Annotated in this window: 12 protein-coding genes and 1 pseudogene; 4 read left to right on the top strand and 9 right to left on the bottom strand. The window is 70.9% G+C overall.

What is annotated here, in order from left to right:
- Positions 1-9: 9 nt before the first annotated feature.
- The 3 genes from ACFYO0_RS01885 to ACFYO0_RS01875 are packed head-to-tail and all read right to left on the bottom strand — an operon-like array spanning position 10 to position 2,596.
- Positions 10-702, bottom strand: a complete 693-nt coding sequence (locus tag ACFYO0_RS01885) for a 3-oxoacid CoA-transferase subunit B (protein ID WP_388669026.1) — start codon at positions 700-702, stop codon at positions 10-12.
- Positions 699-1,394 (bottom strand): 3-oxoacid CoA-transferase subunit A, encoded by a 696-nt coding sequence (locus tag ACFYO0_RS01880; protein ID WP_388669023.1) that lies wholly within the window; start codon positions 1,392-1,394, stop codon positions 699-701. The genes ACFYO0_RS01885 and ACFYO0_RS01880 overlap by 4 nt, the downstream gene beginning before the upstream one ends.
- Positions 1,391-2,596, bottom strand: a complete 1,206-nt coding sequence (locus tag ACFYO0_RS01875; RefSeq protein WP_388669020.1) for a thiolase family protein — start codon at positions 2,594-2,596, stop codon at positions 1,391-1,393. Before ACFYO0_RS01875 ends, ACFYO0_RS01880 begins: the two co-directional genes overlap by 4 nt.
- Before the next feature lie 71 nt (positions 2,597-2,667).
- Here ACFYO0_RS01875 and ACFYO0_RS01870 point away from each other — a divergent pair, with 71 nt between their 5' ends.
- The 3 genes and pseudogenes from ACFYO0_RS01870 (at position 2,668) to ACFYO0_RS01860 (ending at position 4,158) form a co-directional block, all read left to right on the top strand.
- Positions 2,668-3,549, top strand: coding sequence for a LysR substrate-binding domain-containing protein (locus ACFYO0_RS01870; protein ID WP_388669017.1), 882 nt, complete (start codon positions 2,668-2,670; stop codon positions 3,547-3,549).
- A gap of 73 nt (positions 3,550-3,622) precedes the next feature.
- Positions 3,623-3,862: pseudogene (locus ACFYO0_RS01865) on the top strand (L-histidine N(alpha)-methyltransferase); the annotation flags it as partial.
- Positions 3,863-3,942: 80 nt separating this feature from the next.
- Positions 3,943-4,158, top strand: coding sequence for a dodecin (locus ACFYO0_RS01860; RefSeq protein ID WP_388669014.1), 216 nt, complete (start codon positions 3,943-3,945; stop codon positions 4,156-4,158).
- Positions 4,159-4,184: 26 nt separating this feature from the next.
- Here the strand turns inward: ACFYO0_RS01860 and ACFYO0_RS01855 are convergent, their stop codons facing one another.
- Both ACFYO0_RS01855 and ACFYO0_RS01850 read right to left on the bottom strand, forming a co-directional pair.
- A complete protein-coding gene (locus ACFYO0_RS01855; protein WP_388669011.1) occupies positions 4,185-4,676 on the bottom strand; it encodes an HAD family acid phosphatase in 492 nt (163 codons plus the stop codon).
- A 183-nt stretch (positions 4,677-4,859) separates the two neighbouring features.
- Positions 4,860-7,265: a SpoIIE family protein phosphatase gene (locus ACFYO0_RS01850; protein ID WP_388669008.1), complete on the bottom strand. Its 2,406-nt coding sequence runs from the start codon at positions 7,263-7,265 to the stop codon at positions 4,860-4,862.
- A 183-nt stretch (positions 7,266-7,448) separates the two neighbouring features.
- Here ACFYO0_RS01850 and ACFYO0_RS01845 point away from each other — a divergent pair, with 183 nt between their 5' ends.
- Positions 7,449-8,465, top strand: a complete 1,017-nt coding sequence (locus ACFYO0_RS01845; RefSeq protein WP_388669005.1) for an LLM class flavin-dependent oxidoreductase — start codon at positions 7,449-7,451, stop codon at positions 8,463-8,465.
- Here ACFYO0_RS01845 and ACFYO0_RS01840 read toward each other — a convergent pair.
- The 4 genes from ACFYO0_RS01840 to ACFYO0_RS01825 form a co-directional block, all read right to left on the bottom strand.
- Positions 8,462-9,238, bottom strand: a complete 777-nt coding sequence (locus ACFYO0_RS01840; protein WP_388670805.1) for a lysophospholipid acyltransferase family protein — start codon at positions 9,236-9,238, stop codon at positions 8,462-8,464. The two genes, ACFYO0_RS01845 and ACFYO0_RS01840, sit on opposite strands and share 4 nt — an antisense overlap.
- A gap of 251 nt (positions 9,239-9,489) precedes the next feature.
- The gene (locus ACFYO0_RS01835) at positions 9,490-10,260 is read right to left on the bottom strand and encodes a GNAT family N-acetyltransferase (RefSeq protein WP_388669002.1); all 771 of its coding nucleotides are present in this window, start codon (positions 10,258-10,260) and stop codon (positions 9,490-9,492) included.
- A gap of 248 nt (positions 10,261-10,508) precedes the next feature.
- Complete coding sequence (locus tag ACFYO0_RS01830) at positions 10,509-11,264, bottom strand: succinate dehydrogenase/fumarate reductase iron-sulfur subunit (protein WP_388668999.1); 756 nt, start codon at positions 11,262-11,264, stop codon at positions 10,509-10,511.
- Positions 11,261-13,213 carry a fumarate reductase/succinate dehydrogenase flavoprotein subunit gene (locus tag ACFYO0_RS01825; RefSeq protein ID WP_388668996.1) on the bottom strand — a complete coding sequence of 651 codons (1,953 nt, stop codon included), beginning with the start codon at positions 13,211-13,213 and terminating at the stop codon, positions 11,261-11,263. Before ACFYO0_RS01825 ends, ACFYO0_RS01830 begins: the two co-directional genes overlap by 4 nt.
- Position 13,214 lies beyond the last annotated feature (1 nt).

The raw sequence follows: 13,214 nt of genomic DNA, 5'->3' as shown, positions 1-13,214 counted from the left end.
TCAGGACCTCTAAGACAGCGTGATGCCGAGTCGCTCCGCGAGCTCATGGGCGCTGACGCCATACGTCTCCCGGATCCGTACGCCGTCGGGACCGACGTCGAAGACCCCGCAGTCCGTGTAGACGCGGCTGACACAGCCGACGCCGGTGAGCGGGTAGGTGCACTGCGGCACGAGCTTCGGCTCACCGGAGCGGGTGAAGAGCGTCATCATCACGTAGACGTCCTTGGCGCCGATGGCGAGGTCCATGGCGCCGCCCACGGCAGGGATGTCGTCGGGCTTGCCGGTGGTCCAGTTGGCGAGGTCGCCGTTGAGTGCGACCTGGTAGGCCCCGAGGACGCAGACATCGAGGTGTCCGCCGCGCATCATCGCGAAGGAGTCGGCGTGGTGGAAGTACGCCGCCCCCGGCAGCTCGGTCACCGGGACCTTGCCGGCGTTGGTCAGGTCGGGGTCGACCGCGTCGCCCTCGGCCTTCGGGCCCATGTTGAGCATGCCGTTCTCGGTGTGCAGCACGACCCCGGAGTCGGCCGGCAGGTGATCGGCGATCTTGGTGGGCTGCCCGATACCGAGATTGACGAAGGCGCCGGCCGGAATGTCGCGTGCGATGACGGCGGCCAGTTCATCCATCGAGAGCCGGTGTTCGGCGCTCCTCGGCGCCCCGGCGTACGCCTGGCCGCTCGACGTGGTGGTTGACGTGGTGGTCATCGGGCCCCCTGCACGGTGTAGTGGCGGGCCGCCACCTGCACGACCCGGTCGACGTAGATGGACGGGGTGACGACGGCCTCGGGGTCGAGCGTTCCGGGCTCGACGACCTCGTCGACCTGGACGATGGTCGTCGTCGCGGCCGTGGCCATGACCGGTCCGAAGTTGCGGGCCGTCTTGCGATAGACGAGGTTGCCCATCGCGTCCGCGACGTGGGCGCCGATCAGCGCGTAGTCGCCCCTGATGGGGTACTCCAGCAGATACTTCCGGCCGTCGATCTCCCGCACCTCCTTGCCCTCGGCCAGCGGCGTGCCGACCGCGGTCGGGCAGTAGAACGCGCCGATACCGGCACCTGCCGCGCGCATCCGCTCGGCGAGATTGCCCTGCGGCACCACCTCGAGTTCGATCTTCCCCTCGCGGTAGAGGCCGTCGAAGACCCAGGAGTCGGCCTGGCGCGGAAAGGAGCAGAGCACCTTGCGCACCCGGCTGGCGGCCAGGAGCGCGGCCAGCCCCACATCGCCGTTGCCGGCGTTGTTGGACACGATCGTGAGGTCCTTCGCACCCTGCCGGATGAGCGCGTCGATCAGATCGAACGGCATCCCTGCCAGGCCGAAGCCGCCGACGAGGACGGTGGACCCGTCATCAATGCCGACGACCGCCGCATCGGCGCTCTCGACGATCTCCGCCCGGCTCACTGGGCCGTCTCCGTGACATCGCAGTTCTCGAGTACGACAGCCAGCCCCTGACCGACCCCGATGCAGATCGCGGCGACGCCGTAGCGCTGCCTCGTCTCGCGCAGCACCTTGGCCAGCGTGGCGAGGATGCGGCCGCCCGAGGCGCCCAGCGGATGCCCGATCGCGATGGCGCCGCCCTTCTGGTTGACGATGCCGGGGTCGACCTTCCACCCGTCGAGGCAGGCGAGCGACTGCACGGCGAAGGCCTCGTTGAGCTCGACCGCACCCACCTGGTCCCAGCCGATCCCGGCCCGGGCCAGCGCACGGTTCGCTGCCTCGACGGGGGCGTAGCCGAAGGCCTGTGGCTCCAGCGCCATCACGCCGCGGCCGGCGATACGGGCGATCGGTTCGGCCCCGATCACGGCCGCGGCGTTCTCGCTGCCCAACAGCACCGCGGAGGCACCGTCGTTGAGAGGGCTGGCGTTGCCCGCGGTGATGGTGCCGCCCTGCTGCGGGGTACGGAAGACCGGCTTGAGCCCGGCCAGCACCTCCGGTGTGGATCCGGCTCGGATGCCCTCGTCGCGGGTCAGGTCGACACCTTCGACCGGTACCACCAGGTCGTCGTAGAAGCCCGACTCCCACGCCTCGTGGGCGAGTTGGTGTGAGCGGGCGGCGAACTCGTCCTGCCGCTCGCGGGAGATCCCGAAGCGCTCCTGGAGTTGCTCGTTGGCCTCGCCGAGGCTGACCGTCCACTCCTTCGGCATCCGCGGGTTGACCAGCCGCCAGCCGAGCGTGGTCGAGACCGCGGTGACATCGCCGGCCGGGAACGGTTTCGCCGACTTGGGCAGCACCCACGGCGCACGCGTCATGGACTCCACGCCGCCGGTCAACACCACCTCTGCGTCGCCGGACTCGATCGTTCGGCTGGCCGTCATCGCCGCATCGAGGCTCGAGCCGCACAGCCGGTTGACGGTGGTGCCGGGCACGCTCACCGGAAGCCCGGCGAGCAGCGCCGCCATGCGGCCGACGTTGCGGTTCTCCTCACCGGCGCCGTTGGCGTTGCCCCACACCACGTCGTCGATCGCGGCCGGGTCGAGGCCCGGCACCCGGGCGAGCGTCGAGGTGATCGCGGCGGCGGCGAGGTCATCGGGGCGGACTCCGGCCAGCGCGCCGTTGAAGCGGCCGAACGGAGTCCGCGTCGCGGCGTAGACGAAAGCACTCATGGCAGCGACGCTAATCCCGGGCCACGATATTCTGAAGTACGCATATCCCAGCTGATTGATATGGACGACATATGGATCTGCGCCACCTGCGGTACTTCGTGGCGGTGGCCGAGGAGCGCCACTTCGGTCGCGCCGCCGAGCGGCTCCACATGGCCCAGCCACCGCTCTCCACGCAGATCCGCCAGCTCGAAGCCGAACTCGGCGTCGAACTGCTCCACCGCACCACACGTCGCGTCGACCTCACCGAGGCTGGCCGGGCCTACCTCGAACGGGCGCGCGCGCTCCTCGCCGACGTCGACGAGGCAGCCCACCACGCACGGCTTGTCGCCGCCGGCGCGGTGGGCCACCTCGCGATCGGGTGCGTGGGCTCGGCGACGTACAGCCTCCTGCCCGCACTGTCGCGGCGGCTTACGGAGGAGCTTCCCGGCGTCGACTTCTCCTTCCGCGGGGAGATGCTCGCGCCCGACCAGGTCGAGGCACTGCGCTCCGGCGCGATCGACGTCGCGCTGCTGCGCCCTCCGGCGGCCGACCTCTCCCTCACCGTGCACACGCTGCGCCGTGACCGGCTCGTCGTCGCCGTACCGGTCGACCACCCCCTCGCCCGCCGCAAACGGTTGCGGGCAGCGGACCTGGCCGGTGCCGACATGATCGTGCACTCCGCCGATCGCCGGTCGGTGATGTACGACGTGGTGCTGGGCCTCCTGCGCGACGTCGGCGTCGAGCCGCACATCCGCCACGAGGTCGGCGAGACCTCGACGCTGGTCACGCTGGTGGCCGGCGGCCTCGGCGTCGCAGTCGTGCCCGAGCCCGTGACCGCATTGGCGCTCGACGGCGTCGCCTACCTACCGCTGGTCGGAGCCAACGCGCGCGTGGAACTGGCCGTCGCCCACCGCGCCGACCGCTCCGAGCCGCACCTGGAGCGCACCGTAGGAGTCATCCGGGCGACGTTCTGAGACATCCACCGACGCCGGATACGGCCGCCCCCGCATGATGTAAGAAACCGTGCCTGGTGACGTCGGGTCAGTTGACGCCGAGCGGGAGTGGATCGAGATGCGGCTGCGCGCAGGTGCGCCGCTGACGGTGAAGATCCCCGCGCTCGACCTCGCCGTCGACTTCGCGGCAGGTGAGGAGCTGCGGACCGAGGTGTCGGTGAAGTTCCGCGAGGAGGGCGTACTGGGTGAAATGGTGGCCAGCAGGCTGGAGATGACGCACTGGTGGACGGACCGGGAGGGACGGTTCGCACTGTCGCTGAGCATGGCCCGGTGACGGGTCGCGTGCCGCTGCCTCGTACGGCACCGTGGAAATGACGCGTGGCACACCCGCCACCCGCGGAGAGGAGCACCCGCATGACTGATCACACATACCGGGTCACCGAGATCGTCGGCAGCTCGACCGAGGGGGTCGACCAGGCAATCCGCAACGGCATCGCCCGGGCCTCGCGAACCCTGCGCCACCTGGACTGGTTCGAGGTCACGGAGGTCCGCGGCCAGATCGAGAACGGCCAGATCGAGCACTACCAGGTCGGTCTGAAGGTGGGGTTCCGGCTGGAGGACGAGGAGTAGAAGGGGAAGTCGGCAGCCGGACCGACTCAGGTGCGTCCCTCCCGCTCCTGAGCCACCTGCAGCACAGCGGACTGGCCGGCCCACCGCGCCCGTACGACCGTGAAGCCGGCCCGCTCGGCGTCCCCGCACACCAGTTCGTCGTCGTCCACAAGCACCCGGACCTCGCGATTCCGGGCAAGCCCGCGGAGGATCTCCAGCTTGGTGCGCCGGGCGGGCCTGCGGTCGTTGTCGCGGCGCATCCAGATGCGGCCCTCGGGCAGCCCCTGCGCTGCCAGCCACTCCACCGTGTCCTCGCGGCACCGCTCCGGCCTCCCCGTGAGGTAGACGACCTCGCACTCCTCGGCGTGCTCCAGCGCCAGCGCCACGCCCTCGGTCAGCGGCGGATCGTGCGGCGCCGCCGCAAAGAAGGCGTCCCAGTCGCGCGGCCTGCGCTCCAGAAACCGCTGCCGGTGTGCGGTGTCGGCGAGCGTGTTGTCGAGGTCGAACACGGCGAGTGGTTTGTGGTCGTTGTCTGTCACGTCGACCACGATAGGGCTCCGCTGGTTGTGCGGTTTTCGGGTGCGGGTCCGTTGTGGCTGGTCGCGCCCCGCGGCGCAGCCGCGACACGACTGTCACGCCCACCCCTGGCGGGGGTCCTGGGCGCAGCCCCCCCCCGCTTCGGGAAGGGGCGGGCTTGGGAAGAGGAACCCCTGGAAGTCCCCTCAAAGCTCAGGAGCCACACTGAGCTCTGCCCAGATGATCTTGCCGGTCGGAGTCTGACGCGTGCCCCAGCTCTCGGTGAGCTGAGCGACAAGGAGGAGGCCCCGGCCGCCTTCGTCGTAGGCGCGGGCGCGGCGCAGATGGGGTGCCGTGTTGCTGCCGTCGAAGACCTCGCAGATCAGGACCGCGTCGCGGATCAGGCGGAGCCGTATCGGGTCGCCGCCGTAACGGATGGCGTTGGTGACGAGTTCGCTGACCACCAGTTCCGTCGTGAACAGCGCCTCTTCCAGCCCCCACGCGGCGAGCTGAGCCGTCGCGTACTTGCGGGCCTCGGCGACGATCTGAGGGTTGTTCGGCAGGTCCCAGGTCGCCACCCGGGCGGCGTCGAGGACCCGGGTCCTGGCCAGGAGGAGGGCGACGTCGTCCATGGGGCGGCCGGGCAGCAGTTCGTCCAGCAGGTCGTCGCACAACTTCTCCAGGGACCGGACTGGTTGCCCGAGCACCCGGCCCATGAGAGCCATGCCGGTGTCGACGTCCCGGACCCTCGCCTCGATCAGGCCGTCGGTGTAGAGGGCGAGCAGGCTGCCTTCCGGAAGCTCGAACTCCGAGATTTCGAAGGGCAGTCCACCGAGGCCGAGCGGCGGGCCGACCGGCAGATCCGGAAAGGCGACCGTGCCGTCGGGCGTCACCACGGCGGGCAGCACATGGCCCGCGCTGGCGAGCGAGCAGATCCGGGACACCGGGTCGTACACCGCGTACAGACACGTGGCGCTCAACTCCGTGACCGGCCGGGCCTCGGCTACGGCGCCGGGGGTATCGGGCTCCTCCCGGGCCAGCCGGATCACCACGTCGTCGAGCTGCGTGAGCAACTCGTCCGGCGCCAGGTCGACGTCGGCCAGCGTACGCACCGCGGTCCGCAACTGCGCCATCGTGGCCGAGGCCCGCAGCCCGTGACCGACCACGTCGCCCACCACGAGCGCCACCCGGGCACCGGACAGGGGGATCACGTCGAACCAGTCGCCGCCCACCCCGGCCCGCCCACCGGCCGGCAGATAGCGGGTGGTCACATCCACCGCGGACTGCTCCGGCGTGGCGCGCTGCAACAGACTGCGCTGGAGGGTCACCGCGGTGGCACGCTCACGGCTGTAGCGGCGGGCGTTGTCGATGCTCAGCGCGGCCCTGGTCGCGATCTCCCGCGCCAGCAGCAGATCCTCGTCGTCGAAGGGCTCGGTGATGCGGTGACGATGGAACTGGGCCAGCCCGAGCGTCACGCCCCGGGCCTGCAACGGAACGACCAGCAGAGCATGGATCCCGTGGGCGCGGACGCTGCGCGCACGGTCCGGATCCGCGGTCAGCCACGCGGGGAAGCTCGCGCTGTCGAGCCGGTACTGGGCGGGACGGCCGACGGCGAGGGCTGAGGTCTGCGGTGAGTCGGCGGCGTAGACGTGCCGCTGGCCGATCTCGACGGTGGCCTCCGGGCAGCCCGGCAGTACGGACGCCTGGGCGCACCGGCGGAAGACCGGCTGGCCCGCGCTCGGCGCGAGGTCCGCCTCGACGTTCTGGAAGAGGTCGTCGAGCAGATCGACGATGACGAAGTCGGCGAACCCCTCGGTGCCGATCTCGGCGAGTTCCTGGGCGGTGCGGGTTACGTCGAGCGTGGTTCCGACGCTGAGGCTCGCCGCGTTCACCACGGACATCCGCCGCCGCGCCCAGTACTGCTCGGTCGTGTCGTACACGGCGGAGGCGACGCCCCGGACGCGGCCCTGCGGGTCCTTGAGCGGGAACAGCAGGGAGGACCAGGAGCGCTCACGCCTCGTTCCCGGGGTCCGCAGATAGGCCTGGTGGCGGACGACGTCTCCGGTTCGCATGGCCTGTTCGGCCAGACGGGGGATCTCCTCGGCGCCGTCGACGATCTCGCCGGTGATCCGCTCCGCTAGGCCGAGGCCCCGAAGCCGGTCCTCCGTCGCTCCCGACATGGCGGTGAAGGCGTCATTCGCACGTACGACTCTGACGTCGTCGTCGCACACGACCACCGCGATGGGCAGCTGCTCGATCGCCCAGCGGTTCAGGGTCTCGGGGGCGGGTTCGTCCGCCGCGGTGGCCGCGACGATCCACAACGGGTCGTCGTTGGCGCCGGTCAGCGGCCGGAGATGGGCCAGCAATTCGAGGCGCCGCCCCTCGCGGGTGCGGACCACGGCGCCACCGCTCCACGGTATACGGGAGGCACAGGCGCCGCGGACCGCGTACGGAAGCTCGGCGGCCAGCAGTTCCCGGGCGTCACGGCCCACGGCGTCCGCGGAGTCGTGGCCGAGCAGCCGCCGGGCGCCCTCGCTCCAGGCGAGGATCCTCCCGCCTTCGTCCACCACGGCGGTCGCTTCCCACCCCGAGCCGAACACGTCTGGGTCCATGAACACGTCTCTCGCCCACCACGGGCACGCCCCGCGGCCATGCTCTCAGCATGGCCCCATGGGAGGGCGTACTCAACGGGACTTCCCATTCTGCTCAGGCTCGCGGGGACAGGTACGCGGCTTACGCGGACGTCCGCACGCCCGCGCCGGGAATCCTGGCGCGACGGGGGCGTTGAAGTTCATGTGAGCCCAGTGACAGCAGCGACCCGTTTCTCCGTCCTCGACCGCTCGCGCACCCGGGAGGGGCACGACGGTCCCGAGGCCCTGCGTGACACCGTGCGGCTGGCGCAGGAGCTCGAGCGGCTCGGCTACCACCGCATATGGGTCTCGGAACACCACGGCGTTCCCGGAGTCGCCGGTTCCGCGCCCACCGTGCTGGCCGCCGCGGTCGCCGCCGCGACGCGCACGATCCGGGTCGGCACGGGCGGGGTGATGCTGCCGAACCATCAACCCCTTGTCGTGGCCGAGCAGTTCGGCGTCCTTGAGTCCCTCTTCCCGGGACGTATCGACATGGGTCTGGGCCGCTCCGTGGGCTTCACCGACGGCGTACGCAAGGCGCTGGGCCGGGACAAGGACGTCGCCGACGATTTCGCGGGGCAGCTCGACGAGTTGCTGGGCTGGTTCCGCGGCACCTCTCCGACGGGGGTGCACGCGCGTCCGGCCGAGGGTCTGACCGTGCCGCCGTTCGTGCTGGCCATGGGCGAGGGCGCCACGATCGCTGCCCGGGCGGGCCTGCCGATGGTCATCGGCGACCTCCGCGGCCGCGAGAAGATGCGGCGCGGCATCGATCACTACCGCGCGACGTTCCGGCCCTCCGCCTGGGCGAGCGAGCCGTACGTCGTCATCTCCGGCACGATCGCGGTAGCGGACAGCCCCGAGGAGGCCCGCCGGCTGCTGCTCCCGGAGGCCTGGTCGATGGCGCACTCCCGCACCCGCGGCACCTTTCCGCCGCTGCCGCCCGCCGAGCGCGTGGAGACGCTGAGGATGAGCGACAAGGAGCGCGGTTTCTACGAGTCCGGGCTCAGGGGTCATATCGCCGGCACCAAGGAGCAGGTCGCCCACGAACTGGAGACGGTGCTCAAGGAGACCGACGCGGACGAGGTCCTGGTCACGACCAGTACGTACGACCGCGGCGCCCTCCTTGACTCGTACGAGAGGCTGGCCCGGATCGCGGGACTGGACGGCGCGGGCCCGGCCTAGGACGCCGGCCTGTGGGCCCCTTCCGAGTTCGCGCACGTCCGGTGGGTGGCGGCCGTCTCGGCGGCGCGGGCCAGGGTCCGGCGGTCGGGTGCGCTGCCCGGCACGAGCACCGGCTGTACGCGTACCTCGGCCACGAGGCCGCGCGCCGAAACGACCCGCCACACCGAGGCGAGCAGCGAGTCGCTCCCGACGAACGCGGGTGCCGTGGTCGCCGCTCCCCCGTCGAGCCGGTAGTGCAGGCGTACCGGCTGGACGGGTACGGCGGCGTCCAGTGCGGCCTGGAAGACGGCCCTGCGGAACTGCCCCTGGGCCCGGCCGCACCAGGTGCTGCCTTCGGGGAAGACCACGACTGCGGCGCCGTCGCGCAGGGTGTCCGCGATCCGCGCGACCGTCGTCGGCAGCGCGCGCAGCCGGTCCCGCTCGATGAACAGCGCCCCGCTGCTCGCGGTCAGCGCGCCCGCGACGGGCCACTGCCGGATCTCGGCCTTGGCGAGCATCCGTCCGGGACGGACGGCCGCGAGCAGCGGTATGTCCAGCCAGGAGATGTGGTTGGCCACCAGCAGCAGCCCGCCGGTGGGCGGGGCGGCTCCGGTGGTCTGTACGCGTACGCCCACCGCGCGCACGATCGTCCGGCACCAGAGCCGGATGGCACGGTCACGCCGCACACCCGCGAGCCGTCCGACGACCGGGATCAGCACGATGCCGACGAGGAGCACGGCCACCACCACGGTCAGCCGCAGCACGGCCCGCGGTACGGCGGCCAGGGACCCCATGGACTGCACGCAGGCCCCCGGGGTGCACGGGGCGCTGGGCAGCCAGGCGCTGGCCAGAGCGGTCCCCGGAGGCGTCACACCGGGGCGGTCCCCGACCTGCGTCCCGGCACGGCGTGCTCGGGGCACCGGCCGACGGCCCGGGAGCGCGGCCGTGCCCGCACCGGGGCTCGCGAGCGCCGCCGCGCCGCGCCGCGGGCGGACCAGCACCGTGAGGCGCAGCGCACTCGTCACATTCACCCGCGAGGCGTTCATCAGGCGGGGACGAGCGACAGGAAGTGCCGCAGGTAGCGGGAGTTGACACGGTGCATCGGCAGCAGCACGTACAGGTCGGCCACGCCGAAGTCGGGGTCGTGGGCGGGTTCCGCGCAGACCCAGGCACCGAGGCGGAGGTAGCCGCGCAGGAGCGCGGGGAGTTCGGTGCGGGCCGGGTGCTGGATGCCCTCGGAGTTCCAGGGCAGCAGCGGGCGTACGCGGTACTCATCGGGCGCCAGGTACTTCTCCTGTACGCGATCCCAGGTGCCCGCGGCGAGCGTGCCGCCGTCGGCCAGCGGGATGGAGCAGCAGCCCGCGAGCCATTCGTGGCCGCCTTCGACCATGTAGCGCGCGATACCGGCCCAGATGAGACTGATGACGGCGCCGTCCCGGTGGTCGGGGTGGACGCAGGAGCGGCCGACCTCGACGAGCCCTGAGCGGATCCCGGCGAGCGGCCCGAGGTCGAACTCACTCTCCGAGTAGAGCCTTCCGGCGACCGCGGCGCGCTCCGGCGGCAGCAGCCGGTAGGTGCCTACGACCTGCCCGTTCACCGTGTCGCGGACGAGCAGGTGGTCGCAGTAGGCGTCGAAGGCGTCGATGTCGAGGCCCGGCTGCGGGGTGGTCAGCAGGGCTCCCATCTCTCCCGCGAAGACGTCGTGACGCAGCCGCTGCGCGGCCCGCACATCCGCCTCGTCGCGGGCCAGGGTGACGGTGTAGCGGGTGGGTGCGGTCGCTTGGGACGGGCTGGCGAGCGTGGTTACGCCGGTCATGGCTGGCTCTCTCCTGGGGACGTTGGCCGGTGTGCGGCGGGAGGTGAGCGGAGCGGAAGGTGAGCGGGCCGGTTGGGTACGGCGTGCTCGCTCCTGTTCTCCCGACGCCGGCTGACCGGCGCGTAACCTACGCAGAGAGGTGGGATGTGGGCTTGTTGAATGCCCGGGTGCGGCGGCCTGACAAAGCTTGGCGGGGCCGGAGAGCACCACTCCCGGCCCCGCCCGTCCGCACCTTGACGGCGAACGACCTACGGCTGACGCCTTCCCGACTTGCGGGTCGCGCGCAGCCACTCCTTGTTCATGCCGGTGATGGAGACCAGCGGGATGCCCTTCGGGCAGGCGGTGGCGCATTCGCCGGTGAGGGTGCAGCCGCCGAAGCCCTCCTCGTCCATCTGCGCCACCATGTCGAGCACACGGGTCTCGCGCTCGGGCGCCCCCTGCGGCAACACGTTCAGGTGGTTCACCTTGGCCGAGGTGAACAGCATCGCGGCCCCGTTCGGGCAGGCCGCCACGCAGGCCCCGCAGCCGATGCACTCGGCGTGCTCGAACGCGAAGTCCGCGTCCGGCTTCGGTACGGGCGTGGCGTGGGCCTCGGGCGCGGCGCCGGTCGGCGCGGTGATGTAGCCGCCGGCCTGGATGATCCGGTCGAAGGCGCTCCGGTCGACCACGAGGTCCTTGACCACCGGGAACGCCGAGGCCCGCCACGGCTCGATGTCGATGGTGTCGCCGTCCTTGAAGGACCGCATGTGCAGCTGACAGGTGGTCGTACGCTCCGGACCGTGCGCGTCGCCGTTGATGACGAGCGAGCAGGCGCCGCAGATGCCCTCACGGCAGTCGTGGTCGAAGGCGACGGGGTCCTCGCCACCCAGGATGAGCTCCTCGTTGAGAGTGTCGAGCATCTCCAGGAAGGACATGTCGGGCGAGATGTCGTCCACTTCGTACGTGGACATCGCTCCGTCGGCGTCGGCGTTCCGCTGCCGCCAGACGCGCAGGGTGAGCTTCATGCGTAGCTCCGCTGAGTGGGGTGGACGTACTCGAAGACGAGGTCTTCCTTGTGGAGAACCGGCGCATCGCCGGTGGCGGTGAACTCCCAGGCCGCCGCGTACGAGAACTCCTCGTCCTTGCGCTCCGCCTCACCGTCCGGGGTCTGGGACTCCTCGCGGAAGTGGCCGCCGCAGGACTCGCCGCGGTGCAGTGCGTCGAGGCACATCAGCTCGGCGAGTTCGAGGTAGTCGACGACGCGGTTCGCCTTCTCCAGCGACTGGTTGAACTCCTCGCCGGTGCCGGGGACCTTGATGCGCCGCCAGAACTCCTCGCGGATCTGCGGGATACGCTCCAGCGCCTTGCGCAGCCCCGTCTCCGTACGCGCCATTCCGCAGAACTCCCACATCAGTTCGCCGAGTTCCCGGTGGAAGGAGTCGGGGGTGCGGTCTCCGTCGACGGCGAGGAGCAGGCTCAGCCGGTCCTCGGTCTCGGCCAGCACCTCCTGGACGGCGGGGTGTTCGGCCGAGACCTTCTCGTGGTGCGGATTGCGGGCGAGGTAGTCGTTGATCGTCGACGGCAGTACGAAGTAGCCGTCGGCCAGCCCCTGCATCAGCGCCGAGGCGCCGAGCCGGTTCGCCCCATGGTCCGAGAAGTTGGCCTCACCGATCGCGAACAGGCCGGGGATGGTGGTCTGGAGGTCGTAGTCGACCCACAGTCCGCCCATCGTGTAGTGGACGGCGGGATAGATCCGCATCGGCACCTCGTACGGATCCTCGTCGGTGATCCGCTGGTACATGTCGAAGAGGTTGCCGTACTTGGCCTCGACGGCCTTGCGGCCCATGCGCCTGATGGCGTCCGCGAAGTCCAGGTAGACGCCCTGGCCGCCGGGGCCCACTCCCCTGCCCTCGTCGCAGACGTTCTTGGCCGCCCGGGAGGCGATGTCACGGGGCACGAGGTTGCCGAAGGACGGGTAGATGCGCTCCAGGTAGTAGTCGCGCTCGTCCTCGGGGATCTCGTTCGCGGCCCGCTGGTCGCCCTTCGCCTTCGGCACCCAGATCCGGCCGTCGTTGCGCAGCGACTCGCTCATCAGCGTGAGCTTCGACTGGTGTTCGCCGGTGCGCGGGATGCACGTCGGGTGGATCTGTGTGAAGCACGGGTTGGCGAAGTACGCGCCGCGCCGGTGCGCCCGCCAGATGGCGGTGGCGTTGGAGTTCATGGCGTTCGTCGACAGGTAGAAGACGTTGCCGTAGCCGCCGCTCGCCAGGACGACGGCGTCCGCGAAGTACGTGTCGATACGGCCCGTGATCAGATCGCGGGCCACGATCCCGCGCGCCCGGCCGTCGACCACGATCAGGTCCAGCATCTCGGTGCGCGGATGCATCTCGATGTTTCCGGCGGCGATCTGCCGGGAGAGCGCCTGGTACGCGCCGAGCAGCAGCTGCTGGCCCGTCTGCCCGCGGGCGTAGAAGGTCCGCGAGACCTGTACGCCGCCGAAGGACCGGGTGTCGAGGAGGCCGCCGTACTCGCGGGCGAAGGGCACGCCCTGGGCCACGCACTGGTCGATGATCTCCACCGAGATCTGCGCCAGGCGGTGGACGTTGGACTCGCGGGCCCTGAAGTCGCCGCCCTTGACGGTGTCGTAGAACAGCCGGTGGATGGAGTCGCCGTCGTTGCGGTAGTTCTTCGCGGCGTTGATGCCGCCCTGCGCGGCGATCGAGTGGGCGCGGCGCGGTGAGTCCTGGTAGCAGAACTGCACGACGTGGTAGCCCTGTTCGGCCAGCGTGGCCCCTGCGGAGCCGCCGGCGAGGCCGGTGCCGACGACGATCACCGTGTGCTTGCGGCGGTTGGCGGGGTTGACCAGCTTGGCCTCGAAACGGCGGGTGTCCCAGCGCTCGTTCACCGGCCCATCGGGGGCCTTGGCGTCGACGACCGGCTCCCCGGTCGTGTAGTCGGCGTACTCAGCGGTCATG

The sequence above is a fragment of the Streptomyces sp. NPDC006365 genome, assembly GCF_042870755.1.
Taxonomy (GTDB): Bacteria; Actinomycetota; Actinomycetes; order Streptomycetales; family Streptomycetaceae; genus Streptomyces; species Streptomyces xiangluensis.
The sequence above is the reverse complement of the archived record's forward strand: the minus strand, read 5'-3'. Positions and strand labels throughout refer to the sequence as shown.

What these genes read in the sequence shown, in the direction of transcription:
- ACFYO0_RS01885 (WP_388669026.1), bottom strand. Translation starts at nt 702, where the DNA reads ATGACCACCACGTCAACCACCACGTCGAGCGGCCAGGCGTACGCCGGG.
- ACFYO0_RS01875 (WP_388669020.1), bottom strand. Translation starts at nt 2,596, where the DNA reads ATGAGTGCTTTCGTCTACGCCGCGACGCGGACTCCGTTCGGCCGCTTC.
- ACFYO0_RS01870 (WP_388669017.1), top strand. Translation starts at nt 2,668, where the DNA reads ATGGATCTGCGCCACCTGCGGTACTTCGTGGCGGTGGCCGAGGAGCGC.
- ACFYO0_RS01860 (WP_388669014.1), top strand. Translation starts at nt 3,943, where the DNA reads ATGACTGATCACACATACCGGGTCACCGAGATCGTCGGCAGCTCGACC.
- ACFYO0_RS01850 (WP_388669008.1), bottom strand. Translation starts at nt 7,265, where the DNA reads ATGGACCCAGACGTGTTCGGCTCGGGGTGGGAAGCGACCGCCGTGGTG.
- ACFYO0_RS01840 (WP_388670805.1), bottom strand. Translation starts at nt 9,238, where the DNA reads ATGGGGTCCCTGGCCGCCGTACCGCGGGCCGTGCTGCGGCTGACCGTG.
- ACFYO0_RS01835 (WP_388669002.1), bottom strand. Translation starts at nt 10,260, where the DNA reads ATGACCGGCGTAACCACGCTCGCCAGCCCGTCCCAAGCGACCGCACCC.
- ACFYO0_RS01830 (WP_388668999.1), bottom strand. Translation starts at nt 11,264, where the DNA reads ATGAAGCTCACCCTGCGCGTCTGGCGGCAGCGGAACGCCGACGCCGAC.
- ACFYO0_RS01825 (WP_388668996.1), bottom strand. Translation starts at nt 13,213, where the DNA reads ATGACCGCTGAGTACGCCGACTACACGACCGGGGAGCCGGTCGTCGAC.